Below are 23,905 nucleotides of genomic sequence, written 5' to 3' on the forward strand. Positions count from 1 at the left end.
GAAGGGGTATAGATGAAGATGAGGTTTGATGGGAAAGTTGTTGTCATTACCGGTGCGGGCAAAGGGATCGGAGCTGCAGTTGCTGCTGGTTATGCAGCCGAAGGTGCACGTGTTGCGGCTGTCGAACGTGACGCGGAGCTCGTGGCGCAGACGGTAAGAAGTATTGTAGAAGCGGGAGGGCAGGCGGCAGCCTTTACGGCAGATATTAGCCGCCCGGAGGCGATTGAAGCGATCTTTCAGGCCATTGAAGAGCAGTTTGGACGAGTAGATGTGCTGATCAATAACGCGGGACTAGGGATTTGGAAATCCCCCTTTGACCTGGCCTTGGACGAATGGGATTATGTAATAAACACAAACCTGCGCGGCACGTTCTTATGTGCAAGGGAAGCAGCCAAGCGGATGCGTCAGCATGGAGGAGGGGCGATCGTCAATTTGGCGTCAACACGTGCGCTTATGTCCGAGCCTAACTCTGAAGCGTATGCGGCGTCAAAAGGCGGGATCGTCGCGCTCACACATGCGCTTGCTGTGTCGCTAGGTCCCGATCATATACGGGTGAATGCAATCAGCCCGGGCTGGATCGAGAACGGAGATTACGATGCGCTACGTCCAGAAGATCATTTGCAGCATCCTGCAGGACGTGTCGGCAGGCCTGACGACATTACCAGAGCATGCTTTTATTTAACCGATCCGGCCAATGATTTCGTAACCGGTATCAATATGGTAATCGACGGCGGGATGACGCGGAAAATGATCTACGAGGAGTAGAAGGCAGTCTGACTCCGCCACACTAGCCGCGTTCTGCTGCAGTCTGGTGCTGGTGTAATTCCTTCTGAAGTTATGTTGGATTTTGTACAGCACAATCTGCTGTCAACTTGTCCAGTTACTGCTGGGTTGGATTTCATCCAACGCAATCAACTGCTTTAGAAGCAAAGAGGCGAATAGAACGCAAAACGCTGGATGGAATCCAACGCAGCATCTATTCGCCTCTTTTGAGTGTTCATTTTACTGGATGGAATCCAATGTAGCCGGCAGCTTACTTAGACCCCTGCAGACCAAGCGCCTCAGCGATCAGCCGATACGACTTCACGCGTGCGTCGAAGTTATGGATCGAGCTCATGACGAGTACCTCGTCGGCGTTGTATTGCTCTGCAAGCTGTAGAATACCAGCTTTTACCTGGTCCGGTGTACCGATAATCCGGCGTTCCCGCGCGGAATTGATGCGGTACAGATCGGCCTCCGTATAAGGATAGTCGTAGGCAGTTTGAACAGAAGGGAAGCTGATTTGATCAACGCCATTCTGAAGCAGGAGGAAGAAGAGGTCGGTACTAAGCGCCAATTCATTCGCCTCTTCCGGTGTATCTGCACAGATCGCAAGAGCAGCAACCATCGAATGCGGCTTCTCATTAATGACAGACGGCTCAAAGTTTTCTTGGTAATGCTTCATCGCTGCTTCTCCACCCGGTGTCCCGAAGAACTGCGCGAAGGCGTAGCTGGTTCCAAGCTGGGCGGCAATACGTGCGCTCTCGTAGCTGGACCCAAGCAGCCAAACCTCGGGAATCTGCTCGATGGCAGGGGCTGCATGCAAACCGGCAAAAGGATGGCCTTCCGGCTGCCTGCCGCGCAAATATCCGATTAAATCCATGATTTGTTGTGGATACTTGTTAATATCAACGTATTTGTTTTCCTGCAGCGCTCTTGTAGCTATCGGCATACCGCCTGGAGCACGGCCAAGACCAACATCAATACGACCAGGATAAAGCGCTTCAAGCAGCTTAAAGTTTTCGGCAACTTTGTAGGAGCTGTAATGTGGCAGCATAATGCCGCCGGAACCCACGCGAATGCGTGATGTAGCTGCTGCCAGATGGGCGATCAGAATTTCCGGACTAGAGAAGGATAACATCCGTCCTGCATGATGCTCCGAAATCCAGTACCGGCCGTAACCGAGTTTGTCGGCTTCCTGTGCCAGACGAGTGGTGTCTTTCAAAGTGCTTGCTGCAGTCTGTCCTTCGTTAATATGAGACTGGTCGAGAATACCCAGTTTGATCATGAGTGCACTGCACCTCCTATGCAAGTAAGTATGTGTAAACTAGATTATACTCTAATTTAATAACTGTTACAAAATTTTGTACAGTAGCTCGTGCTAGGGCGTAAATATTGACTTCGGGCGCTATAAAGGGTATTATTACACAAGCTTGAATACGAACAGTAAGGGTGAAAATCTTGAATTCGAAACTTCAAATTAAGAGCGTAACCTTAGCGGACAAAGACATGAAATCCGGTTTATTCCAGTACATTATGACGCTTGCAGACGGTTCCAAAGCAAGACTTTTCTACAACTCCAAGCCTGAGTGGCATTTGACAGGCGTAACTCGTCTGCTCAACGTTCCATGCCCGCTGTGCATGAAAGACTACTACTGCAACTGCTTTGAGAAAAATGCAGCCTTTTTTGACCGTCAAGTGACTGAGAATGAATTGATTCCTGCATCCATGAGAGCTTAAGCTTTATAACATGATGAAACGGCTTCGTCTAAGCGTGAATCGATACTGTCTATTAAGACAGCGTCGGTTCATCGCTGGGACGAAGCCGTTTGTCGTTTTCGTATAGAGTTATACAAATGTTATTCTCGCGCATTGTCCCCTTGTAGCATAGGCGAGGTGTTATATAGAACAAACGGAAAGGAAAGGGGGAGGCATAGACGGATACGGAAATGATTGAGAAGTGGATTGTCTCGGTACAAGACGGGCGCACTGAGGATTATTCGGCAATCGTCGAGTTGTACCAACGCCGGATTTTTATATACTGCTGCAGGATGCTTGAGAACGAGCAGGAGGCAGAGGACGCGGCACAGGATATTTTCGTAAAAGCGTATCAGTCGATTCAGAGCTATAGGCCAACGGCCGGGTTCTCAGCATGGTTATACAAGATCGCCTATCGGCACTGCTTAAATGTTCTGCGAAGGCGTCGTTTGCAACTACATAAGCGAGCTTTGTTCCAGCCGGACAAATCCGTAGAGAGTCCTGAAGAGATCGTAGATCGACAGTTATTCAGCCCACCACTTGATTCCGTCTTAAAGTTTGTTGGAACGAGCTGCCGCAGCGAAAGGAACGGACAAGCTTATTATCCAGCCGGTGGACTGGACGAATACACTTGGCGTGAATTTGGGCTTTACCAACGGATCCACTGTACTAAATCTAATGGCTCAAATTGGTCCTGACAATCCGGAGCATGGAGCGAAGGCAACTGTAGCTCAGTCAGCTTCCGCCACCTCGGAGACCGTCCGGATCGGAGAACAAGAGTTTCTCTATAGGAGTGACGACGGTCTGGGCGCTGATATCCCTCACTATTTGTTCTGGTACGATGAGCAGAAGAACGTCTATTATTCGATTATGGATAGTACGGGCAGCGAACTAACCCGGAAGGATTTCATACGGATCGCTCAGAGTATGATTAAGCAGGCTGGAGAATAGAATGAGGGGCAGGTTCGTTATAGCGAACCTGCCCCTTTTGATTTACATCTCTTTTAAAGCCTTAACCCCAAGCATCTGCAGACCATCCTCAAGACATTCAGTCGTCATGTAGACAAGCTCGAGCTTTGCTCCTTGCTCGGCTGTGTTACCGGTAATGATCTTCTCGTGATGATAGAACCGATTGAACGTCTGAGCCAATTCGATTAGATAGTGGGCGACTACTGATGGCTCATACCGCTGTGCGGCTTGCGTAAGAGCATCGGGGTAGCGCATCAGAGCTTTGGCAAGCTGCCAGGCGTAATCGCTAGAAACGAAGCTGAAGTCGGATATTGCCGCGGTACCAGCTGCTTCGGATTGCAAGCTTGCTTTACGCAATAAGCTTTGCGTCCGGGCATAGGTGTATTGTACGTATGGCCCAGTCTCACCCTCGAAGTTAACGATGTCCTCCAGTGAGAAGTTTACTTCATGCAGCCGTGAATGGAGCAGGTCACCAAAGATAACGGCACCAACACCAACCGCTTCTGCAACTTCACCCTTATCGGTGAGAGAAGGGTTTTTCTCATCGATAATGCGCAGCGCAGTCGCTGATGCTTCATCCAATACATCCTCGAGGAACACGACTTTGCCTCTGCGAGTAGACATTTTCTGCCCATCCATCAGCATCAGTCCAAACGGAATGTGCTTACATTGCTTCGCCCAGTCGAAGCCCATCCGCTCCAGCACGAGAAATAACTGGCGGAAGTGCAGCGACTGCTCCGCACCTACGACATACAGCAGCTCGTCTCCACCCATTTGTTCATGCCGGTAAAGTGCTGTTGCAAGATCACGGGTTGCATAAATCGAGGAGCCATCAGACTTCTTGATGATGCATGGCGTCAATCCTTCCTCATCGAGGCGGACGACCATAGCGCCGTCACTTTCTTCAAGCAGCTCAAGCTGTGCCAACTGCTCGACGACAGCGTCCATTTTATCGTTATAGAAGCTTTCTCCAAGATAATGATCGAAGGAAACCCCAAGACGGTCGTATAGCTGATTAAACGCTGCGAGGCTGTCATCGATGAAAAGATGCCAATAGCGGTGCGCCTCCGGATCACCGGCTTCCAGCTTCACGAACCATTCACGCGCCTCATCCTCCAGCTCGGGATGGAGTTTTGCTTCTTCATGGAAACGGACGTAAAGCTCGAGATAGGCTTTTATCGGGTCTTCGGATTTCTGAGAAGGATCTCCCCAATGAAGGTAAGCAGCTATCATTTTGCCAAATTGGGTTCCCCAGTCGCCTAGATGATTAACGTTTACCGGTTCATAGCCCACCTTGCCTAGCAGATGATAAAGGGCGTTGCCGATCATCGTCGACCGCAGATGCCCGATGCCAAATGGCTTTGCGATATTGGGAGAAGACATGTCGATAATAACACGTTTGCCAGACCCCAGTTTGGGGAAACGCAGACCCTTCTCACGGTGTTCATTTGCGAACTGCTTAATAACCTCAGCACGGTTAAACTTAAAATTCAAATAGGGACCGGCAGCATCTGCAGTCCACAGCTCGCTTTGAACAGACTCACTTAACTGCTCAGCAATTAGAATGGGGCTTTGCTTCAACGTCTTGGAAAGAGCAAAGCAGGGGAAAGCAACGTCACCAAGCTGTTCGTTAGGTGGAAATTCCAAGAGCTCATAGATTTGCTGCTCGGTTAAAGAACAATGCTTTGCTAATGATGCGACAATCATTTCTTTTAACATAAGAAGACCTCCAACTTGTTTGTGAAAACATAAAAAAACCCCGTCTCAGAAAGAGACGGGGTTGAATCCGTGGTACCACTCTTGTTGCTTATAGAGGGACTATGGAAGTCGCGTCGTTATAAGCATCTCGCCGTTGTAACGGTGCTGAACCGGGCGGGCCTACTGTAAAGTTCGGCCAGCCATCTCCCGGGTCCTCTTCACCTTAATTGTCATCACCGGCTTTCACCACCCCGGCTCGCTGCTCATGAACATCATAAGGATACTGTCCCGTTCCTCGATATTAGTTATAACGAGCATCATACTGGATATTATCTGAAAAATCAATCTATTATTTCGTTCGACTGCTCAGAATGTTAATGAACGATTGGCAGGCCACAAAGGTGCGCATAACGGTAATCGGCTGGCCATCTTTGTAGAGCGCAAGGGCAGGGACAGAACGAAGCTCCAGAGGAGCGGCAGTCTGCGGGAAAAGATCAATATTGACCGAAGTAACGGTCATTTCCTGACGAAGGGCAGGGGCGACGGCCTCAAGTTGTCCTGCAATGGTGTGGCAGGGAGTACAAAAGGTACTGCGGTATAGAACAAGCACGGAGCCTCCGTGCTGGATCTCTTCTTGGAGCTGCAGATCGGTATACTGATTTAATGACATGTTAGGATTCTCCCAGATTTGGAATGATGCCTACCATTGTATCATCCAAGTGACAACTGCTCAATTGCACTCCTAATCGTGCTGCATGAGAATGTCATCTGCTGCTCTTCCTCCGGAGATAAATTCAGCTCGACGATCTCTTTGACACCGTTGTGGGTAATGATAGCGGGAACGCCAGCTGCAATGCCAGTCTGGTTATATTCCTGCTCCAGGACCGAGGAGACAGCGATGATGCGGTGCTCATCGTTCAGAATGGATCGGGTAATATAGGCAAGCGCGTTGCCGATACCATAGTGTGTTGAGCCTTTACGAGTGTAGATCTCCCAGCCGGCGTTTTTGGTCTGAAGTGCAATCTCATCAAGCTTAAGATGGCCGAACCTGACCGGATGCTGGGTCAAAATATCATGAATCGGTTTCCCGCCAATCGTCACATGTGACCAGGCAGGGAACTGTGATTCCCCATGCTCGCCAAGCACATACCCATGGACGCTTCGCGGATCAACCGGGAAATGTTCGCAGAGCAGTGTTTTAAGGCGAGCGGAATCAATGGAGGTGCCAGTACCCATGACAGAGCTGCGGGGAAGCCCAGACAGCTTCCATACGACATAAGTAACGACATCAACAGGATTAGCAGCCGCAAGAAAAATACCGCTAAATCCGCTGTTCATAATCTGCGGAATAATATGCTTGTAAATGTCAGCGATCGAGTTTAGCATGCCCATCCGGTCCTGGCCTTTCGGCGGATAGCCTCCGGCGCATAAGATGACCACATCCGTATCCGAGCATTCTTCATATGTGCCTGTGTATATTTTGGTACGGCTGTGAACGAAGTCCATCCCGTGCGTCATATCGAGTGCCTGTGCGATCGCGCGGTCCGGCGTCCGGTCAATAAGCATGATTTCATCACATATCGACTGATTGATAAGGGAATACGCGCAGCTTGAACCTACATTGCCAACCCCAACGATCGCTACCTTGCGCGCTTTGCTCCTCATGCCATCCAGCCCCTTAACAAATGTTGTTACTCTAATATATGGGCTTGCATACGAATCATGTGACAAAGATAGGTAGGTGTGAAGAAGGGTGACACGGAGTGCTCGTATTCCTTGTCTGTAGCGGAATCTAAGGACTGTAACAGTTTGTCTGTAAAGAGTGAAACTGTTCCACTTATGAATAGCGTGTTATTCGGTGATAAAAGTAAAAAAAGGACGCTCATTTACGAGCACCCCGGTAATTTTCAATTTGTTGTTTTGTCCACAGACTGGCCCGCATGCAAGCTCTAGAATTGGCCACTCTTTTACTGTGCATGCCATGCCTAGTTTACGTACCGTCTGTAATGCTTCGTCTTACGAACAAGCTTGCAGTGCGACATATAGAGGCGCGTGCTTTTCTTTTGCGTATGGCTATTAGTATCTTTTCTTCTAATACAAACATAGTGCCGCTTAGATACGGAATACACTCGAAAGCCTCTGCGGATGCACCGCCCGACCCAGCCGGAATCCGTACCGACCTCTTTGAACTCGGGAAACGGGACACGCTCCCAGACCGATTTCCGGAAGACCAGCGTGCCGCCCTTGATGCTGCGCACGTATTTCTCTTCGGCCCCCTTGCGGAAAACCATCAATGCACGATTCGCCTCGAAGTAAATGAAAGAGGTATTTTTGCCTACAATGGACGCTTTGCCGCTTTTGATAGCACGGGCGGCTTCACGCAAAAACTTGGGTCCGTAATAATCGTCATCGTCAAACTTGGCGATGATGCCGTCCTCGGCCAATTCTATGGCGTGGTTCAGGCATTTGCCGAGCTTATATTTTTGGGGAAGCTGGATCACTCTGACTTCGTTCTCCGGGTATTGGCTTGCCCGCTCCTGATAGGGTTCGATATCCATTTTGTCGTTATTCAAGACGATAATCATTTGTTTGTCCTTCCAAAGCTGCCGGTCGTAATTCTCGAATACGTTATCAATGAATGAGGATCTCATCGTACATGCGATTACGGTGATCATCTTAACCCATCTCCTTAGGCGCGGCTAGAAGCTTGGCTTTGCGACGGTTCCATAATGTATTTTTTTTGATTTTGTACAACTTTTTATCGATGATTTTTTGATACAGACTTAGGAATCGATCGGTCATGATGCTGTCGGAGTAGCGGTCTCTGACATAGCGTCTGCATTCGCGGGCTGCGGGCAGCCGTTTGCGGTATTTGACCTTCATCGCCATATCGGATGTCGTTCTGCATAGGAGCTGAGGCATTCCTTTAAGCACCTCGGCAACGCCGCCTTTCTTAAAGCCTAGAACGGGCGTGCCGCTGGCCAGCGCTTCGATGAGGACTAGCCCAAAGGGTTCATCCCAAGTCGACGTGAACAAGACGCAGCTTGCATTGGCGAGCAGCTCGCGTTTGCGGTCTCCTCCGACGGGGCCGATATAGCTGATTTTTTTGCCAAGATGAGGCTTGATCTTAGCATTGAAATAGGTTTTGTCGTTTAGTGTGCCGGCTATGATAAGCCGCATCCCTGTTTTTTTGGCAACCTTGATGGCAAGGTGGACGCCTTTCTCCTTGATTAATCTTCCCATAAAGAGCAGGTAATCCTGTTTGTCTTTCGTGAACGTATAATCCTCCAGTCGAATGCCGTTATGGACGGCATAACCTCTTTGTTTTCCGTATTTACGAAGGATGAATTTGCTGACGTATACCCGAAGCTGCGCGTCTCCCTTGATCCCTTTGGAATGGGATTGGGAGATGGTCGGAATAGGCGGATTCGCTTTCGCCACGATGCCGTAGTGATCGTGTATGATATCCACGTCTGGCGGGAGGTTTTTAATAATGAAGTCCAACTGCTCTTTCGGATCATCCGACTCGTATTCGAACGTTTGGGTCGCATTCGAGGTCGATCCTTTTTTGGCAAACAGAATTACTTCATGCCCCCGGTTGACCAACTCTTCCGTTAAATAATGCACATCGCGCTGCGTGCCTCCATAATCCTTCGGTGGCACAGGAATTGTATTCGTCGATATCTGAGCAATTCTCAAATGTCTCTCAACTCCTTAGGTCAATAACTTCCCATAGGCATTCCTTGTAGGATATGAATGGACTCCTGTGCAGGGCACGGCGCTTTCACCAATCTCAGCGGTCTAATTTAAACCGTGTACAGGGTATAGCCTATACCGAATGAAAGTAGTTTTCATAGAATAGTAGATATTGATAGAAAGAGGTGAGAAGCTGTTGAAAGGATTAATTCTCTGTGCAGGGAAAGGAAGTCGCTTATATCCGTTTACCAATAATCGGCCAAAGACGCTTATACCTGTCGCAAATACGCCCTTGTTGCAATTATCAATCGTGAAATTAATGGAGCTTGGAATAGTTCATATCGGCATAGTCATTCATCCATCCCAAGAAGCCGACATTCGCGGGCAATTCGGCGAGGGAGAAGCGCTTGGCATCTCGATTACGTACATCTATCAGCATGAGGCCAAGGGAATCGCGAATGCGCTAAAACAAGCGAAAGACTATATATCAGGCGATGCGTTCCTGCTTCTTCTGGGGGATAATTTGATTTCCGCTCCGTTATCCGATCTGAAGAGCGACGTCGAGCTTGGGGGTGTACAGGCATCCTTGCTGCTCGCGGAAGTTGCGGTCCCACAGGATTACGGTATCGCGGAGATCCAAGATTCGCGCATCATAGGTCTGGAAGAGAAGCCTGTTCATCCGAAGTCTAATTTGGCGGTATTAGGGGGTTACGCGTTTACGAAAGAGATCTTCGACGCGGTCGACGAAATTACGCCCTCTAAGCGTGGCGAGTATGAAATAACGGATGCGATTCAGTGGTTGATCGACCAGCAGCAAGCCGTCGCTTATCATGTTACCGACCAATTGAACATCGACGTCGGCACGATGGATCGATGGCTGCTGGCCAATCAAAAAATGCTGGACGCAAAGGCATTAAAGAAACGGGTTCACGACTCTGTCCGGCTGGAGCGCTGCACAATCGTAGAGCCGGTATCGATCGAGAAAGACAGCGTGCTGAAGGATTGCCGGATCGGTCCTTACGTTTCGGTGGGCGCGGGCTCCAAGCTGGAGAACTGTGAAATCGAGAACAGCGTCATTTTGAATGGGGTTCATATGAAAGACATCCCATTCCCTATTAAAAATGTTATTATCGGCGAACATTCCATTGTCGCCGGGGCACTAATTGATAAAGAGGTGAAAGAGCCTTGAAAATTTTGATTATCGGTACGGGCTATGTAGGGGCCACGACCGCAATGGTTTTTGCCGAGATCGGCTGGCAAGTAACCGGACTTGATATCGATGCAGGAAAAATCCAACGGCTGAGACAGGGACGCCTGCATTTTCACGAACCTGGCCTCGAAGATTTGATTGCCAAGCATGTGAAAAACAGCCGACTGCAGTTTACGACGGATAAGGAAACCGCCATTAAAGAACACGACGTTATATTCCTCTGCGTCGGAACGCCATCGCTGCCGGATGGAAGCGCGGACCTGCGCTACATTGGGCAAGCGGCCAAGGATATCGGACGTTCTATGAAAGGCTATAAACTTATCGTCACGAAAAGCACTGTTCCCGTCGGAACGCAAGAGCAAATAAAAAAGTGGATAGCAGCAGCGCAGCAAGATGCTATTCCATTCGATGTCGCTTCCAATCCCGAATTTCTGAGGGAAGGCAAGGCCGTCGAAGACGCATTGCGGCCCGACCGTATCGTGATCGGCACTGATAGTCAGCGGGCAACCGAGCAGCTTCAAAGGCTATATAGCTCTTTTGTATGCCCTTGGATCATAACCAAGCCGAGGACCGCAGAGCTTATCAAGTATGCTTCCAATTCGTTTCTGGCAACGAAAATATCGTATATGAACGAGCTGGCAAAGCTCTGCGACGAGCTGGAGGTCAACGTAAAAGAGATTTCTGAAGGGATGGGCCTTGATCCCCGGATCGGGTCAAGCTTTCTACAAGCCGGCTTAGGGTATGGAGGTTCCTGTTTTCCTAAAGATGTCTCGGAATTGGTTATGACTTCAAGAAAGCATCATGTAAATCTTCGTATCCTGGAGGGAGTCATAGAGGTCAATCGCACGCAGTACACCTATTTGCTTGACAAGGTGCGGTTGCGGCTGGGGGGCTTTGCGGGCAAGAACATTACGGTACTGGGACTTGCGTTCAAACCAGATACGGACGATATTCGGGAAGCGCCGGCTATAAGGATTATCGATCAATTGCTGCTCGAACAGGCCAACGTTCAGTTGTTCGATCCGATTGCGGCTTTACCGGGGCACGCTTCCTACAGGGCAGTGAAGGTCTGTTCCTCAGCCGAAGAAGCATTGCGAGGCTCGGAAGCGATTATACTATGCACGGAATGGCCCGAGTTCGGCCAGTTGGATTGGAAGAAAGCGAAGAGACTTCTCGGGCAACCCAACTTCTTTGACGGGCGTAATATGTTGGATGCTAAGCGGATGCGCGGGATCGGGTATTATTATCAAGGTATCGGCAGCGATCATTAAGAATCATTCGCTCGGACAAAAAGAATAACTGTATCTATTAATTTAGGTGCGAAATATAAAGGATGTGACAGGCGGGCAACAACATGTTTTTGAGATAAAAACTAAAAAGCAGGACAATCTGATGCGCGACAGCAGTTTATCCAGCTATAGTTTTGTGAAGCTGTAAAAGGAGTTGCCTCGGCAGCTCCTATCGTCTGTTTTTCCATTCTTAGTTATTATATCGAGAGCCTTAATTCCTTTTTGACGAGGCTAGTTTAAGAATAGAGTTATATGATAACTCATAAGCCTCTCGGTTTCGACCACTCCGATTTTTCGCTTCTGTTCATTCAAGTATCACTCCTCTTTAGAATTTACATTAGTTTCCTCTACAGCAGTACATATGTCTGGGTGCCTTAAACGTTAAGTTGGGGCGGAAAACGGAGAAATCCAAAGATAAGTCTAAATTTATACCGATTAAATTGGATGCAAACAGAGGAAAAATACAATTGCTCCACGGAACAAAAACACCGATCATGATCAATTTTCGCCGAACTCAGCGTTTTAAAAAAGAAGCTTTCCTTTGCTCGATGATCACATCAATAAGCATCTCGATGACGCCAGCTGCCACTGCTTCTCCTTCAGATCGCGGGACCATTAGGATGGAATCCGATCCGACATAAATACAAGGGAAGTAAGAGTAATCGCGTCAGGAAGCTGATGAGAAGGTGGATGAACATCAGGTGTAAGATGCTGGTTATGGTACTTTAGTCCAAGTTATATAGGCGGATGTGCAAATTATTTTCTTCATTTTCTAACATAATACGACAAATATATTAAATATGTTTTATAGGTTTATTTGAATTGAACTTGGCACAAAAGGAGGGTGGATGTGAGAGTATGTTAGAAAATTAAGCTCTTTCACCCAAAAATCCCTAAAATCGTCCATAATAAGTATTGAAATAACATATTGAATATATTATATTTATATCAGAAGATGAAACCGCTTTCTTGGAATGGGGGAAAGAAGCTAAAACCACATGAAGAGCAAGAGCTGCGTATGGGATGCACATTAGCCTTAAACCTATTAGGAGGTGGATGGAAAATGATTGTGAATGAAGCAAGGGTTGAGGCAAGAGTCGAGGCCGTAAAGCCAAAAAAGAACACGACTTGGTCGAGGGTTTGGAGCTTCAGGGCTGCCTATCTATTTATGCTGCCAGCTGTTATCTGGTATCTGGTGTTCAGCTATTATCCGATGTATGGCATTTTGATTGCATTTAAAGATTTTAAGTACAACCTCGGAATAATGGGAAGTCCATGGGAAGGACTGCGGTACTTCAAGCAGTTTTTGAATGATTCTAGTTTTTATACTGTCCTCAAAAATACGCTGTCCATCAGCGGACTTAAGCTGTTATTCGGATTTCCGGCGCCATTAGTCCTTGCTTTAATGCTTAATGCTGTGATGCGCAGCAAAATAAAGCGGATCTTCCAAACGATTTCTTATCTGCCCCACTTTGTATCATGGGTCGTTGTCGTAACCCTGATGCAAAAGATTCTTTCTCCCAACGTGGGACTTGTTAATGACATCCGTGAAAAAATGGGCCTGGATTCGATCTTTTTTATGGGCATGCCAAACTTATTTTATCCTCTCGTCATTTCCTCTGACATCTGGAAGGGCATCGGCTGGGGATCAATCATTTATTTGGCCGCACTAACCAACATTGATCCACACTTGTATGAAGCCGCAGAAATGGACGGGGCGGGCCGTTGGAGCAAGCTGTTCAAAATCACGCTGCCAACCTTGGTACCTACGATCGGTATTCTGCTGATCTTCTCCTTAAGCGGCATTCTGAATGCTGGATTTGACCAAATATGGCTAATGCAGACGCCTGCTACATTAAGCGTCTCTGAGATATTGGACACCTACGTGCTTAAAACAGGTATCCAGCAAGGACAATTTGCTTATTCCACGGCGATCGGCTTGTTCAAATCGGCGATCTCGCTGGTCCTCATTATAACGGTTAACAAGGTAGCCAAGAAGGTAAGCGACGTGTCTTTATGGTGAGGAATGACAATTTTAAGACTATGCTTTCGAAGTATGAATTGCTTCACAATTCATTTCAGGAGGTGCGGGAATGGGCATGAGAAAATTGTCGACAGCCGATAAAATTTATTCGAGCTTGAATTATACCGTGCTGCTCATATTTTGCCTGACGGCACTGTACCCCTTTATTTATTTTTTAGCGCTTTCGTTCAATGATGGCTATGACGCCATGAAAGGCGGCATTTACTTCTACCCTAGAGTTTTTACACTTGAGAACTACTCCAAGGCATTTAATAATCCGCAGATCTTAAATGCCTTTACGATTTCCATTTCACGGACTTTAATCGTTACCCTATCTTCCGTCATACTGACTTCTTTGCTCGCTTATGGTCTTTCGCGGAAAGGTCTACCCGGAAGGAAGTATATCGTCTTTTTCTTCTTCTTTACGACCTTGTTCAGCGGCGGTTTGATTCCAACCTTCATTTTGTACCGGCAAATTCATATTATCGATACGTATTGGGTGCTAGTCTTGCCTGTACTGTATGACTTCTTTAACGCAATTGTCATGAAGACGTTCTTTGACGGGATCCCTCCTAGCTTGTCAGAGTCGGCCCGAATCGACGGGGCAAGCGAACTGCAGGTATTTGCACGAATCATTCTCCCGCTATCCATGCCGGTGTTGGCTACCATAGCTTTGTTTGTAGGGGTTGGCGTGTGGAACGACTGGTTTACCGGGCAGTTCTTCATCCAGAAAGAAAACCTTCAGCCTGCAGCGACGTTCCTGAACAAAATGATCAGCGAAGCGTCCTTCCAGTCGATGACGGGTTCAGGCAGTGGTTCGACTATCCAAAACATGAGTCAATCCCAAATGGAGCTGCGGGGCGTAACGCCGGAAGCACTCCGAATGACTTTTGTCATCATCATTACCACTCCGATCCTCTGCGTGTACCCATTCCTTCAAAGGTTCTTTGTAAAGGGTGTACTGGTAGGTTCGCTCAAGGAGTAGTCGCGAAGAATATAAAAGGCACACTGCCTTTTATATATAAATTAAAAAACGAAAGGGGCTAGTCAAATGCGTATGACCAGATTGAAAGGTTCTCTTAGCCTAGCGGTTGCGATCCCGGTACTTGCGTTGTCAATGACGGCGTGCAGCGGTAATGGAGGAAACAATGAACCTAATGCGACCACGGGGAACACATCGAACACGGGGCAAAAAGAAGCAGATGCACCCAAGCAGGTAACGTTAACCTTTCTGAGTGCCTGGAATGGTGGTGGAGCAAGCTTCCCGCAGGACCAAGTGAACAATCCGGTAGCCAAAGCGATAAGAGAGAAGACGGGCGTAACGCTCAAGATGGAATCGATCACGACAAGTGAGGTCGAGAAACTGAATACAATCTTCGCTTCCGGCACGGTTCCGGATATCGTAAACGCTCCGTACTGGTCGACAACCGGCGGTGAAGGACAAGTTATTAAAAAAGCCGCGCTGGAAGGTCAGCTTCTTGACTTAACGCCTTATCTCGATAAATATCCGAATGTTAAGAGACTGGTCACAACTGGTATTGCCAAGGACTTTGCCGAGTTTGACATGAACAGTCCCGATCTGGAAGGCAAGCAATATATTATTCCAACGGAAACGCCTGACGGTTCAATCGAAAGCATTCATAACTGGAATTATGGCCTTTTTGCCCGCGGAGATATTTTGAAGGCACTGAATGTAAATGCGGCGGATATTGATACGCAGGAAGAGCTGTACGACTTGCTGGAGAAGATCAAAAACGGCAATTTCAAAGATATCAGCGGCAAGCCGGTTATCCCTGCCGGCACGATGCACAACGGTTGGGATTCCAGCCAATTCACGAAGGGCTGGACGGATTACAATATTTCGGACTTCCGTGAGGAAGACGGCAAGCTGAACTTCTGGGCTTTATCCAAAGACGAAGAAGACAAAATGTTGTATATGCGCAAGTTGATCAAGGACGGATTATTTGATCTTGAAGCGTTCAGCAACACCGACACGACAGCCAAAGAGAAGCTGACTACCGGTAAGCTGGCTGTATTTGGAGCCCAACCTCTGCTCCTCGATCTGCAAAAAACGCTGTATAAAACCAATCCGGAAATGCAATACGAGCTGCTTGGTCCAATGAAGAATAAAAAAGGCGAAATCGCGACGCAGGTTGAGAAACCTGGACGTTCCGGATTCCCAGCTATCTTCTTGAGCGCGAAGATCAAAGACCCGGATGCGGCACTGCGTTATCTTGATTTTGTAAACAGCGAAGAAGGCCGTCTGCTCGCGTACTGGGGTATTGAAGGCAAGGATTATACGTTGGTGGACGGAAAGCCGCAATGGATTCCGGACGTGAAGAAACAGTTTGACGAGAATCCGGACTTGAAGCGCGACGAAGGACTTAACTTCCTTCCGGGAAGATTCATTGGCGCATTCTCTGATACTGTGACATGGCCAAAAACGGACGATCAAAAAACGCAATGGGATAAGCTGGAGGAAAGCTTCTCGGTAAAAATGCCAATTAAAATTATTGATAAAGTAAGCGCCAGCTATCTTGAAAGAGAATGGCCGAAATATCAGCAATATCGTGATAAAATAAACGGCTTCGATTTCAATACGGAATTACAGAAAGCCTACTTCGCGAAATCGGATGAAGAAGCTTTGAAAATCCTTCATAATGCCCAGAACAAATTCAAGGATGCTGGGGTGGAAGAAATGACCGAGTTTGTCGCTCAAAAAGCGGCAGAACGGGATGACATTGGTTACTAAAAGCAGGCTGACATTATCGTAACTTATAATAAAGAAACCGCCCGATAGATGTAAAGCTCGGGCGGTTTCTTTTGTGTCATTGCACAGGCAAAGACAAACCCTCGGGGGCCAAGCCGTGTTTCCGCGAAGAAGACGGGAATGCCGTCTTCGGAGTGCCGGAGCTTGTACGGAGTATGGCAGGAAACGGTGGGAACCGATTAGAAGCACCTGATCAAGATGAGCTTAACGATGTCGCACATCATTAAGCAAGGGCAAAGTGGCAGAAAACGGTGGGAAGTAGCTGGTTTAGGTGAGCGGAGCCACCTATTCACGTTGGCCTAGCCCAACAAAAAAAGCCAACCAGGTTTCTGGTTGGCTTTGGCTTTAAACCTTATAGCGTCATCGCCGTCGCGATATGCGGCCGGAGCCTTTGCGGATCTTCGGCGTCGACTTCTTCGGCTTGGTGAACACGGAGCCCGACTTCTTCGAAGAAGAGGAGCCTCCGGTAACGACCTTGCCGGTTGAGCCGCTTGAACCGCTGCCGGAACCAACTGCAGAAGAATCCGCGTTCTTCGAACGCTTGAAGATCGTTCCGGTCCGATTGACGGTCACTGGAGGTGCTTTTTTCAAATCCTGAGCGGTTGGCGCATGATAGGTCGTTTTTGGTTTATAAGTGTCTTTCGACGAATAACCGCGATAAGTGCCTTTTCCATACCGGCCATGATCAAACAAATCATTAAGTACGCTGGCGAGCAAATAACCTTGCAGGAAGCTGCTACTGTAGTTATTGCGTACATATTCCTTGGAGTCGATCTCAATCAACGTATCGGCTGGATCATCCGGAGCCTGCTGGATCTGGATGACTTCGTCGTTGTAGACGAGGAACATCCGCTCGGTACTTTCCGCGGATTGCTGCTCCGGCTTTTTCTTATCAACAAGCTGCTTCGCGACCTCTGGAACGGTCTGATCCGCTGCACGGTAGACGTAAGACGTCTGATTGCCTGAGCCGTTCACCGATTCAAGCGGATACTGCTCCTTTACGGTGTCAGAGATGGCGCAGGCAGCTAGCATTGGAACGATGAAGCTGATTAATAATAGGATTTTGATGCTATGAAGCCACCATTTCTTGCTCATCATGCTTCTTTCCTCCTAAAAAGAATTTCCACATGGTATTTGTGGTAATTCTTACTTCGTAAGCAAAGCTCTATGCTTCGTAAGCTATGCGCCCCGAATGACACGGACATCAGCAGGGAGCACCGATTCACCAACATAAAGCATGAAGCGCCCATCGAGCCATTCCACACGGAGCAGCTTCATATCGTCGGATTGATACTGCCACACGTACTGCTCGCCGCCTTGCATAAACGGCGTCTTGCCGTTTGCTGCAATAACGCCCGAGAAGTTCTCTTCCATGTGATAAGCCCGATCGTCCAGCTCAAGTGTTGTTGGCACCTCATCAAAGGTGTCGAGACGTCCGTCAATCTGCTCATACAGGGCGTATACGGTACGCTCACGTTCTTCTATCGACAGATAACGAATGTCTGTCCCATCCTGCAGCGTAAGAACTACAGCGTTACGACTGCGGTTCCGGCTGCTGCCTGTCACCTGGTAAGTCACAAGCGAGACTTCACAGACATCGCCTGGTGCGAGTGACAGAATGCTTTTCTCCACTTTGACTGGTTCGGGCTTGGCTATAATATTTTTAATCCGTTTGAAAATACTCATTAAGGTTTACTCCTTCGTACGTTCGTTCTGTTATACCGATCCAATGATCAGGGCGCCTGCAATATGAAGGGAACCCGCGATAAGCGCGAAGCCGATCTTGCCATCATGAATGCCTTTATCCAGCTGGATACCAGCGACTGCGCCAAAGATAATACGGAAAATAGCTTCAACAATGAGCAGCGTAATGAACGATACAAGCGAGATCACAAGGGCTTCCCACATGTAAGTCGCCTGTCCGATCGACGAGGCTAAAATATACGCCTGCGCGCCTAGCTTCATCACAAAACGAATCGTTACTGCAATATTACCATCTTTCATTTCCTTAAAATCATGGTATTTCGTGGACAGCGAGTCTAAATACATGAGGATAAACAGCAGAAGCGCCCCAGCGCCGGTCCATACCGGAATTTGCAACAGATCCGTCCAAGTCATTACAATTTTTCCCCCAATAAAAAGTAGTAGAACTGCAAAATCCGCCGGCGCTGCCGGAAAAGCACTAGCGCCGGCGGACATGATACGTCAGTCCATTTTATTCAATACGGTTATGAGCTATTCCTTCTTCTCGTATTGCTTAAGCAGAGCAGCAAGCTCATCTTCAACCGCTTTGTCTTTGCCAAGAGCGGCGAACTCATCATCCAGCGATTTGCCTTTGGATTGTGCCATCTCGTTGCTTGCTTCTGCGCGAGCTTCCGCTTGAAGCATTTTTTCTTCCATACGCTTCAGGCCTGCACTTGCCGAATCGGAGCTGAAGCCTGCGAGCGATTTGTTGATATGCTCTTGCGCTTTCGCCGCCTGGTAGCGGGCAACAAGCGTCTCACGTTTGTTCTTCATATCTGTCAGCTGTTTACGCATTTCGTCGAGCTTCCCACGAAGGTTGTCAGCCATTGCTTTGTTGTTATCGAAGCTTGTTTTGTACTCTGCAGCTTTTGCTTCTGCTGCTTTCTTCTCTTCCAAAGCACGGCGGGCAAGGTCAATGTTCTGAGCTTGTGCTGCGATATGCGCTTGCTCACCGCGTTTTTCCACAAGTTGAGCTTGCTCTTCATACAGTTGTTTGAATTTCTTCTCGAGGGCGATTTGAGCGGCTACCGCTTTCTCCGCATCTTCGAGGTCTTCTTGCATGTCACGGATATATTGGTCAGTCAGTTTGATCGGATCTTCAGCTTTCTCAATCAGAGCATACACATTCGATAAAGTAAGGTCACGCAGTCGTTTGAATACAGACATTTTGGACATCCTCCCGCATTTTTCAATTTTCAATATTTGATCTTATAACACCTACATACGATTATACGCCTGAAATAGTTTCATTTCGATAGCTCGGGAAAAAGTGGTGCCAGTGAATGATTGAACTAAATTAGAAAAGTTTGGTAAAATTAAAGGAAGTCCAACATTCATAATTAAGGGAGATGAGCAGAATGAGTCATGAAATAAGCAATCAGTACGACTATCATATTTGGGCAAACAATAAGTTGTTCGGGCACTTGAAGCAGCTGCCACAGGAAGTATACCATGCAGAGGTTCAAAGTGTATTCCCATCCATCTCGGCTGTGCTGGAGCATTTATATGTAAGAGAAGAGATGTGGCTTGGTGTTATTTCGGGAGAGAGTACAGATCAAGTCATGCTATTGGTTAACCGGCTTACGGAAGAGGTAAAAGGTATTGGGGTCTCGGAAATGGAAGAGCGTTACGCCAATCTGGCAGACCGTTTCCGCGATTATATGACAGGTACCGACGACCTGGACAAGCTTACAACGATTACGCATCCACGTTATGGATCCATGTCAGCGCCAATATCTGGCCTTATTCAACATGTTGTGAATCATGGGACGTATCATCGGGGTAATGTGACGGCAATACTAAGACAACAGGGACATCCAGGCGTAGCAACGGATTATATATTTTTTCTATACGGACAATATAACTAGCATACACCTCAAGGAAAAGATATCCACAGAGTTATCCACATTATCAACATAGCTGATTCCCCAATAAAAATAAGCTTTTGCAAAAATTGCTCACATATCCACAACAAAGACTGTCCACATAAAGTCCTAGGCCGTAAGTCAGGTTGATATATGCAAAAAAGGTAGAGATTTGTCGGAGGTTCATTTGAAATCTTGGATTCGGTTGGAATGGCTGGTTGTGATCGCCGCAGTTGTTGTCTTATTGCCACTATTATTCCTAAGCCCAATTGGCATTGCGAATAACGGCGACTTTTACCGTATCATGCTTGCGGGTGGAATAGACTTCGCAGATACTGGTGAGTCCTATCACGATAAATACTTTGGGTATTTTCATGCGGCGTATCATTATGGGCCATTCTCCGTGGGCAGTTATATCTCCTCGCAGATTGTTGTTGTGTTCGCAGCGGGGATGATCGGCAGGCTGATGAATGCGGAGCAGTTCGACATTCGGATTCTGGCGTTCCTTTATTCTCTCCTCTATATCACGGCTTTATATGTGCTGGTTAAATACAACAAAGAGCGCTCAGTTCTGTTTAATACAGCACTTATATTCAGTATGTCGCTGATTTTTCTGGATATCGGCTACATCGCTTATTTCAACTCTTTCTTCGGAGAAGCAGTTACTCTGATTTTTATGCTGCTTACTTTTGGGTTTGCGCTAGCCTTAACACGCGTGGACAAGCCTTCGATTTGGATGCAGACGGCTTTCTTCCTATCGGCTGTCTGCCTTATTGGCACCAAGCTGCAAAATGCACCAATTGGCATTCTGCTTCTCTTGCTTGGTCTGCGTTTCTGGAAGCTTCGGGCCGATCAAGCATGGCGCAGAGCGATAGTGGCCTGGTCTACGATTTTACTGCTAACCACAGTGACGATGTATGCCGCCGCGCCAAGCGAGCTCAAGCATATTAACCTGTATCAGACCGTGTTCTTCGGCATATTGAAGGATTCTCCTGATCCAGCAGCAGATTTGAAGGAGCTTGGTTTGCCGGAGGAATTTAAGGTGAACGCAGGGACGAACTTTTTTCAGCCAGATACCATCATAAAGCAAAATGATCCTCGTATCCTGGAGGCGCTAAGCAGCATTAGTCACAAAGACGTTCTCTTGTATTATACGAAGCATCCTTCAAGATTCGTGCAAAAGCTGAAGCGAGCCTCAGAGAACGGAATGAGTATCCGGCCGCTATACTTGGGCAGCTACGAGAAGTCTGCGGGCAAGCCTTATGGTGAAGTGAGCTACACCTATAGTGGCTGGAGTGCTTACAAGCTTAAGCATATGCCGAATAATCTAGGTTTTATGGCGGTATTTGCTGCTGTTTATCTAGTGATTCTGGGTATGGAATATGTAAGGCGGAGGCGCTTGGTACGGCAGAAGCTTTTTTTAGAAACCCTGCTCGTTTTGGCTTTGGTTGGAATGTTTGGTTTTGCGGTCCCGGTGCTTGGCGACGGAGAGGCGGATATGGGAAAGCATTTGTTCCTGTTTAACGTCTGCTTCGATATGATGGCGGTGACGGGCTTGTTGTACGTGGTGTGGAGAATGTCGAAGCTATTATCTCGAAAAAGCTGAGACAAACAGCAGGGCTGTCCAAACGGAGGAGACTCCATTTGAACAGCCCTGTTGTTGTTACAGATGATTAGCGTTGCGCACCTGGACGAATACGGACAACACCAATCTCGGAAGCATTGATGGCAAACGCATTGCCACCTTGGTTGATTATTGCTTTAGCGGATTGACCAACACGTACGTTAGTTGTGCCTGAGCTCCATTTGACAACGTTTTTATCAGCGGATTTTGTTCTTTTACGACCCATTTGAATCACCTCCTCGCCATGGATGGCCTTAATTGATCATTAAAGAGGCTGGTAGAATCATTTGCGTTTGTGTTTCTTTTGCTTCATGAGTTGCTTCATAATTTGCACATTAACGGCGTTGCTTGCGAGCACATTGCCAGCTTCGGCAGTTGCTGAGGCGCTTTGATAAATATTAATGACGATGTAGTTATTAGCGCCAATACGGTACCGATAGGTTTTCACATTTTGATGATTCAAGGACATTCCTCCTCCTGACAGCAGCATCCTCTATAATCTATGTTCTATTGAGAGATTCCGTATCGGCGTATTGATAGGGTATTGATGATGGGTTATGAAGAAAAGTATCTCCTTCCGGTTGCTGTTGTTATCTTGATATTTTGAATGATATCTCTAGCCGGTAATATCAAGATAACAAAGGCAAGCGCTGCGCTCCTCCAGGAGATACTATTTCTTCAATACCATATCAATTGGTGGGGAAACAAAAAGGGTGGAACAGGAAGTAATGACCTGTTCCACCCTATATTTTTTATAAATTAATCGATAGGATCCAAAGAGAAAATATCTCCTGGAAGAGTGTAACGCTTGCCTTTGAAATCGTGATAAAACCAAAACCATTCCAATCAAATTATCACGATTTCAACAGCAACTGGAAGGAGATATTTCTCTATGAGATCACGATCGATTAACCCCCGCGATTTCAACAGCAACTGGAAGGAGATACTTTCTTTGCAGGATCACAGTCGATTAACCCCCGTCGATTAAAACGCCCAGTTGCCATTCAACAGGATTGGTTCACGGGTGCCGTCTTCGGTGACGCCGTAGAGGTTGAGCTCGGCGGAGCCAACCATGAAGTCGGTGTGAGCCATACTTTGGTTGAGGCCTCTTTCGAGCAGCTCTTCACGCGACAAGCCGGCGCCGCCTTTGATGCAGGAGGCATAAGCGCTGCCGACCGCCAGATGGCAGGAAGCATTTTCGTCGAAGATGGTTTTATAGAACAAAATGTTCGAGTCCGAGATTGGAGATTTGTGAGGCACAAGTGCGACTTCACCGAGGAACTTGGCGTTTTCATCGGTTTCAATCAGGCCTTTGAGTGCTTCCTCGCCTTGCTCTGCTGTTACGTTTACAACACGGCCATTCTCGAAGGTGAACGAGAAGTTATCGATGATGTTGCCGTTGTAGCTGAGCGGCTTCGTGCTGGAGATCGTCCCGTTAACGCCAGTGCGTAGCGGAGCCGAATAGACTTCTTCCGTAGGCAGGTTTGGAACGAACCAAGTGCTTTGTTCATTTTGCTTGCTGCCGCCAAGCCATACTTGATCCTTCGGCATTTCAAGTGTGAGATCAGTGCCTGGTGCTTGATAGTGAAGATATTTATAAGCCTTATCGTTTAAGTATTTGGCTTTGATTTTGAGCTGCTTAATATGGGCTTCCCAAGCTGCGATTGGATCAGGCTGATCGGCACGTACCATTTGGAAAATCGTATCCCACAGCTTTGCAACTTGCTCTTCCTCAGGTAGATCCGGGAATACTTTAGCTGCCCAAGCGGCAGACGGTGCAGTAGCTAGAGACCAAGTGAATTTGAAGGCTTGTGCCATTTGACGGTATTTCTCGCTTGCTGTACGTGCCGTGCGGTCAGCCGTGCGGATACGTTCCTGTGGTACGCCGCGGAGCAGATCGGGATCGGCAGATCCGATGGTAATGGAGGCTGCTCCTTTTTCCGCCATCTCGGTTTTTTCCCCGGCAGACCATTTAGGCTCTTCTAGGAAGGATTCGAGTGGGGCAAGATCATAATGAAGACGGGATACCACGTCATCTTGCCAGAACACCTTCACTTGATAAGCGCCAGCTTCGTACGCCTTCTTGACAACGAGTCGAACGAGCTCAGGCGCTTCAATTGTCGCATTAACCATAACCGATTGCCCTTGTTGTATGTTCGCTCCGATTTTTACGATGATGTCCGCATAGTTGTTTAATTTTTGCTCAAAAGTCAGCATGGGCTTCATTCCTCTCTCGTTATAAATATGTATAGTTTCCTGTGGACCCTATAGCTATAGTATGAACTTATTTTTGGGTAATTTCAAAAATGCTAGAGGCGGAAGGGAATTGGCAATCGTGCAGGTGCTGCATTGGAGTGATAATGAGGCTGCCTCACTAAATAGTGAGGGAAATCGCCGACTGGCGTCCCATAAGGGGTCATTATAGAGTAACAGTGAGGCTAGCCTCATAGTTAGTGAGGGTTAACGTGTGAATAAGAGAGAATCACTAATTGGTGGGATGA

The 23,905-nt window shown here is 47.5% G+C and carries 23 protein-coding genes, 1 pseudogene and 1 other annotated feature; of the genes and pseudogenes, 11 read left to right on the forward strand and 13 right to left on the reverse strand.

Going from position 1 to position 23,905, the window contains the following annotated elements:
• Nucleotides 1-18: 18 nt before the first annotated feature.
• Nucleotides 19-765 (forward strand): SDR family NAD(P)-dependent oxidoreductase, encoded by a 747-nt coding sequence (locus tag FHS17_RS14730; RefSeq protein ID WP_167279513.1) that lies wholly within the window; start codon nucleotides 19-21, stop codon nucleotides 763-765.
• Between the two features lie 268 nt (nucleotides 766-1,033).
• Here FHS17_RS14730 and FHS17_RS14735 read toward each other — a convergent pair whose 3' ends face one another.
• Nucleotides 1,034-2,047, reverse strand: a complete 1,014-nt coding sequence (locus FHS17_RS14735; protein ID WP_167279165.1) for an LLM class flavin-dependent oxidoreductase — start codon at nucleotides 2,045-2,047, stop codon at nucleotides 1,034-1,036.
• 173 nt (nucleotides 2,048-2,220) lie between these two features.
• Between FHS17_RS14735 and FHS17_RS14740 the strand changes: the two genes are divergently transcribed.
• The 3 genes and pseudogenes from FHS17_RS14740 to FHS17_RS14750 all read left to right on the forward strand — a co-directional run bounded on the left by FHS17_RS14740 (nucleotide 2,221) and on the right by FHS17_RS14750 (nucleotide 3,468).
• Nucleotides 2,221-2,499, forward strand: coding sequence for a hypothetical protein (locus FHS17_RS14740; protein WP_167279166.1), 279 nt, complete (start codon nucleotides 2,221-2,223; stop codon nucleotides 2,497-2,499).
• 209 nt (nucleotides 2,500-2,708) lie between these two features.
• Nucleotides 2,709-3,029 (forward strand): annotated as a pseudogene (locus tag FHS17_RS31240) (RNA polymerase sigma factor); the annotation flags it as partial.
• A gap of 46 nt (nucleotides 3,030-3,075) precedes the next feature.
• Nucleotides 3,076-3,468 carry a hypothetical protein gene (locus tag FHS17_RS14750; RefSeq protein ID WP_243865363.1) on the forward strand — a complete coding sequence of 131 codons (393 nt, stop codon included), beginning with the start codon at nucleotides 3,076-3,078 and terminating at the stop codon, nucleotides 3,466-3,468.
• A 42-nt stretch (nucleotides 3,469-3,510) separates the two neighbouring features.
• On the opposite strand, the gene argS is transcribed toward FHS17_RS14750, so the two are convergent.
• From argS to FHS17_RS14775, 5 genes are all read right to left on the reverse strand, one after another.
• Nucleotides 3,511-5,205 (reverse strand): arginine--tRNA ligase, encoded by a 1,695-nt coding sequence (argS, locus tag FHS17_RS14755; RefSeq protein WP_167279169.1) that lies wholly within the window; start codon nucleotides 5,203-5,205, stop codon nucleotides 3,511-3,513.
• Between the two features lie 48 nt (nucleotides 5,206-5,253).
• Nucleotides 5,254-5,489 (reverse strand) — a binding site (T-box leader).
• Nucleotides 5,490-5,533: 44 nt separating this feature from the next.
• Nucleotides 5,534-5,854: a thioredoxin family protein gene (locus FHS17_RS14760; RefSeq protein WP_167279170.1), complete on the reverse strand. Its 321-nt coding sequence runs from the start codon at nucleotides 5,852-5,854 to the stop codon at nucleotides 5,534-5,536.
• A 41-nt stretch (nucleotides 5,855-5,895) separates the two neighbouring features.
• On the reverse strand, nucleotides 5,896-6,849 hold the full coding sequence (locus FHS17_RS14765; protein ID WP_167279171.1) for an L-lactate dehydrogenase: 954 nt from the start codon (nucleotides 6,847-6,849) through the stop codon (nucleotides 5,896-5,898).
• Between the two features lie 320 nt (nucleotides 6,850-7,169).
• Nucleotides 7,170-7,859 (reverse strand): glycosyltransferase family 2 protein, encoded by a 690-nt coding sequence (locus FHS17_RS14770; protein WP_167279172.1) that lies wholly within the window; start codon nucleotides 7,857-7,859, stop codon nucleotides 7,170-7,172.
• A 1-nt stretch (nucleotide 7,860) separates the two neighbouring features.
• Nucleotides 7,861-8,883 carry a glycosyltransferase family 4 protein gene (locus FHS17_RS14775; RefSeq protein ID WP_167279173.1) on the reverse strand — a complete coding sequence of 341 codons (1,023 nt, stop codon included), beginning with the start codon at nucleotides 8,881-8,883 and terminating at the stop codon, nucleotides 7,861-7,863.
• Nucleotides 8,884-9,076: 193 nt separating this feature from the next.
• On the opposite strand from FHS17_RS14775, the gene FHS17_RS14780 reads away from it, so the two are divergent.
• The 5 genes from FHS17_RS14780 to FHS17_RS14800 all read left to right on the forward strand — a co-directional run bounded on the left by FHS17_RS14780 (nucleotide 9,077) and on the right by FHS17_RS14800 (nucleotide 16,154).
• Nucleotides 9,077-10,069: a sugar phosphate nucleotidyltransferase gene (locus FHS17_RS14780; protein ID WP_167279174.1), complete on the forward strand. Its 993-nt coding sequence runs from the start codon at nucleotides 9,077-9,079 to the stop codon at nucleotides 10,067-10,069.
• Nucleotides 10,066-11,361, forward strand: a complete 1,296-nt coding sequence (locus FHS17_RS14785) for a UDP-glucose dehydrogenase family protein (RefSeq protein WP_167279175.1) — start codon at nucleotides 10,066-10,068, stop codon at nucleotides 11,359-11,361. Before FHS17_RS14780 ends, FHS17_RS14785 begins: the two co-directional genes overlap by 4 nt.
• A 1,081-nt stretch (nucleotides 11,362-12,442) precedes the next feature.
• On the forward strand, nucleotides 12,443-13,402 hold the full coding sequence (locus FHS17_RS14790; RefSeq protein WP_167279176.1) for an ABC transporter permease: 960 nt from the start codon (nucleotides 12,443-12,445) through the stop codon (nucleotides 13,400-13,402).
• 70 nt (nucleotides 13,403-13,472) lie between these two features.
• The gene (locus FHS17_RS14795) at nucleotides 13,473-14,387 is read left to right on the forward strand and encodes a carbohydrate ABC transporter permease (RefSeq protein ID WP_167279177.1); all 915 of its coding nucleotides are present in this window, start codon (nucleotides 13,473-13,475) and stop codon (nucleotides 14,385-14,387) included.
• Nucleotides 14,388-14,453: 66 nt separating this feature from the next.
• Nucleotides 14,454-16,154: an extracellular solute-binding protein gene (locus FHS17_RS14800; RefSeq protein WP_167279178.1), complete on the forward strand. Its 1,701-nt coding sequence runs from the start codon at nucleotides 14,454-14,456 to the stop codon at nucleotides 16,152-16,154.
• Nucleotides 16,155-16,532: 378 nt separating this feature from the next.
• On the opposite strand, the gene FHS17_RS14805 is transcribed toward FHS17_RS14800, so the two are convergent.
• The 4 genes from FHS17_RS14805 to FHS17_RS14820 form a co-directional block, all read right to left on the reverse strand.
• Entirely contained in the window at nucleotides 16,533-17,267 is a 735-nt protein-coding gene (locus FHS17_RS14805) for a DUF4247 domain-containing protein (RefSeq protein WP_167279514.1), read from the reverse strand.
• Nucleotides 17,268-17,351: 84 nt separating this feature from the next.
• The gene (locus tag FHS17_RS14810) at nucleotides 17,352-17,858 is read right to left on the reverse strand and encodes a DUF4178 domain-containing protein (protein WP_167279179.1); all 507 of its coding nucleotides are present in this window, start codon (nucleotides 17,856-17,858) and stop codon (nucleotides 17,352-17,354) included.
• A 30-nt stretch (nucleotides 17,859-17,888) separates the two neighbouring features.
• Nucleotides 17,889-18,290 carry a DUF350 domain-containing protein gene (locus FHS17_RS14815; protein ID WP_167279180.1) on the reverse strand — a complete coding sequence of 134 codons (402 nt, stop codon included), beginning with the start codon at nucleotides 18,288-18,290 and terminating at the stop codon, nucleotides 17,889-17,891.
• A gap of 117 nt (nucleotides 18,291-18,407) precedes the next feature.
• A complete protein-coding gene (locus FHS17_RS14820; RefSeq protein ID WP_167279181.1) occupies nucleotides 18,408-19,082 on the reverse strand; it encodes a PspA/IM30 family protein in 675 nt (224 codons plus the stop codon).
• Nucleotides 19,083-19,273: 191 nt separating this feature from the next.
• Here FHS17_RS14820 and FHS17_RS14825 point away from each other — a divergent pair, with 191 nt between their 5' ends.
• Nucleotides 19,274-19,783 carry a DinB family protein gene (locus tag FHS17_RS14825; protein ID WP_167279182.1) on the forward strand — a complete coding sequence of 170 codons (510 nt, stop codon included), beginning with the start codon at nucleotides 19,274-19,276 and terminating at the stop codon, nucleotides 19,781-19,783.
• 184 nt (nucleotides 19,784-19,967) lie between these two features.
• Nucleotides 19,968-21,386, forward strand: a complete 1,419-nt coding sequence (wsfD, locus tag FHS17_RS14830) for a glycan biosynthesis hexose transferase WsfD (protein ID WP_167279183.1) — start codon at nucleotides 19,968-19,970, stop codon at nucleotides 21,384-21,386.
• Nucleotides 21,387-21,453: 67 nt separating this feature from the next.
• Here wsfD and FHS17_RS14835 read toward each other — a convergent pair whose 3' ends face one another.
• The 3 genes from FHS17_RS14835 to FHS17_RS14845 form a co-directional block, all read right to left on the reverse strand.
• A complete protein-coding gene (locus FHS17_RS14835; protein ID WP_167279184.1) occupies nucleotides 21,454-21,630 on the reverse strand; it encodes a hypothetical protein in 177 nt (58 codons plus the stop codon).
• 57 nt (nucleotides 21,631-21,687) lie between these two features.
• Nucleotides 21,688-21,867: a hypothetical protein gene (locus FHS17_RS14840; protein ID WP_167279185.1), complete on the reverse strand. Its 180-nt coding sequence runs from the start codon at nucleotides 21,865-21,867 to the stop codon at nucleotides 21,688-21,690.
• A gap of 521 nt (nucleotides 21,868-22,388) precedes the next feature.
• Nucleotides 22,389-23,621, reverse strand: coding sequence for an aminopeptidase (locus FHS17_RS14845; RefSeq protein WP_167279186.1), 1,233 nt, complete (start codon nucleotides 23,619-23,621; stop codon nucleotides 22,389-22,391).
• Between the last annotated feature and the right edge of the window lie 284 nt (nucleotides 23,622-23,905).

Source organism: Paenibacillus lupini (genome assembly GCF_011761355.1).
GTDB lineage: Bacteria > Bacillota > Bacilli > Paenibacillales > Paenibacillaceae > Pristimantibacillus > Pristimantibacillus lupini.

Coding starts and splice junctions, on each gene's coding strand:
- FHS17_RS14825 (WP_167279182.1), top strand. CDS start 19,274: ATGAGTCATGAAATAAGCAATCAGTACGACTATCATATTTGGGCAAAC.
- FHS17_RS14800 (WP_167279178.1), top strand. CDS start 14,454: ATGCGTATGACCAGATTGAAAGGTTCTCTTAGCCTAGCGGTTGCGATC.
- FHS17_RS14730 (WP_167279513.1), top strand. CDS start 19: ATGAGGTTTGATGGGAAAGTTGTTGTCATTACCGGTGCGGGCAAAGGG.
- FHS17_RS14835 (WP_167279184.1), bottom strand. CDS start 21,630: ATGGGTCGTAAAAGAACAAAATCCGCTGATAAAAACGTTGTCAAATGG.
- FHS17_RS14770 (WP_167279172.1), bottom strand. CDS start 7,859: ATGATCACCGTAATCGCATGTACGATGAGATCCTCATTCATTGATAAC.
- FHS17_RS14765 (WP_167279171.1), bottom strand. CDS start 6,849: ATGAGGAGCAAAGCGCGCAAGGTAGCGATCGTTGGGGTTGGCAATGTA.
- FHS17_RS14810 (WP_167279179.1), bottom strand. CDS start 17,858: ATGAGTATTTTCAAACGGATTAAAAATATTATAGCCAAGCCCGAACCA.
- FHS17_RS14760 (WP_167279170.1), bottom strand. CDS start 5,854: ATGTCATTAAATCAGTATACCGATCTGCAGCTCCAAGAAGAGATCCAG.
- FHS17_RS14735 (WP_167279165.1), bottom strand. CDS start 2,047: ATGATCAAACTGGGTATTCTCGACCAGTCTCATATTAACGAAGGACAG.
- FHS17_RS14795 (WP_167279177.1), top strand. CDS start 13,473: ATGGGCATGAGAAAATTGTCGACAGCCGATAAAATTTATTCGAGCTTG.
- FHS17_RS14815 (WP_167279180.1), bottom strand. CDS start 18,290: ATGACTTGGACGGATCTGTTGCAAATTCCGGTATGGACCGGCGCTGGG.
- FHS17_RS14820 (WP_167279181.1), bottom strand. CDS start 19,082: ATGTCTGTATTCAAACGACTGCGTGACCTTACTTTATCGAATGTGTAT.
- FHS17_RS14790 (WP_167279176.1), top strand. CDS start 12,443: ATGATTGTGAATGAAGCAAGGGTTGAGGCAAGAGTCGAGGCCGTAAAG.
- argS (WP_167279169.1), bottom strand. CDS start 5,205: ATGTTAAAAGAAATGATTGTCGCATCATTAGCAAAGCATTGTTCTTTA.
- FHS17_RS14805 (WP_167279514.1), bottom strand. CDS start 17,267: ATGAGCAAGAAATGGTGGCTTCATAGCATCAAAATCCTATTATTAATC.
- FHS17_RS14845 (WP_167279186.1), bottom strand. CDS start 23,621: ATGCTGACTTTTGAGCAAAAATTAAACAACTATGCGGACATCATCGTA.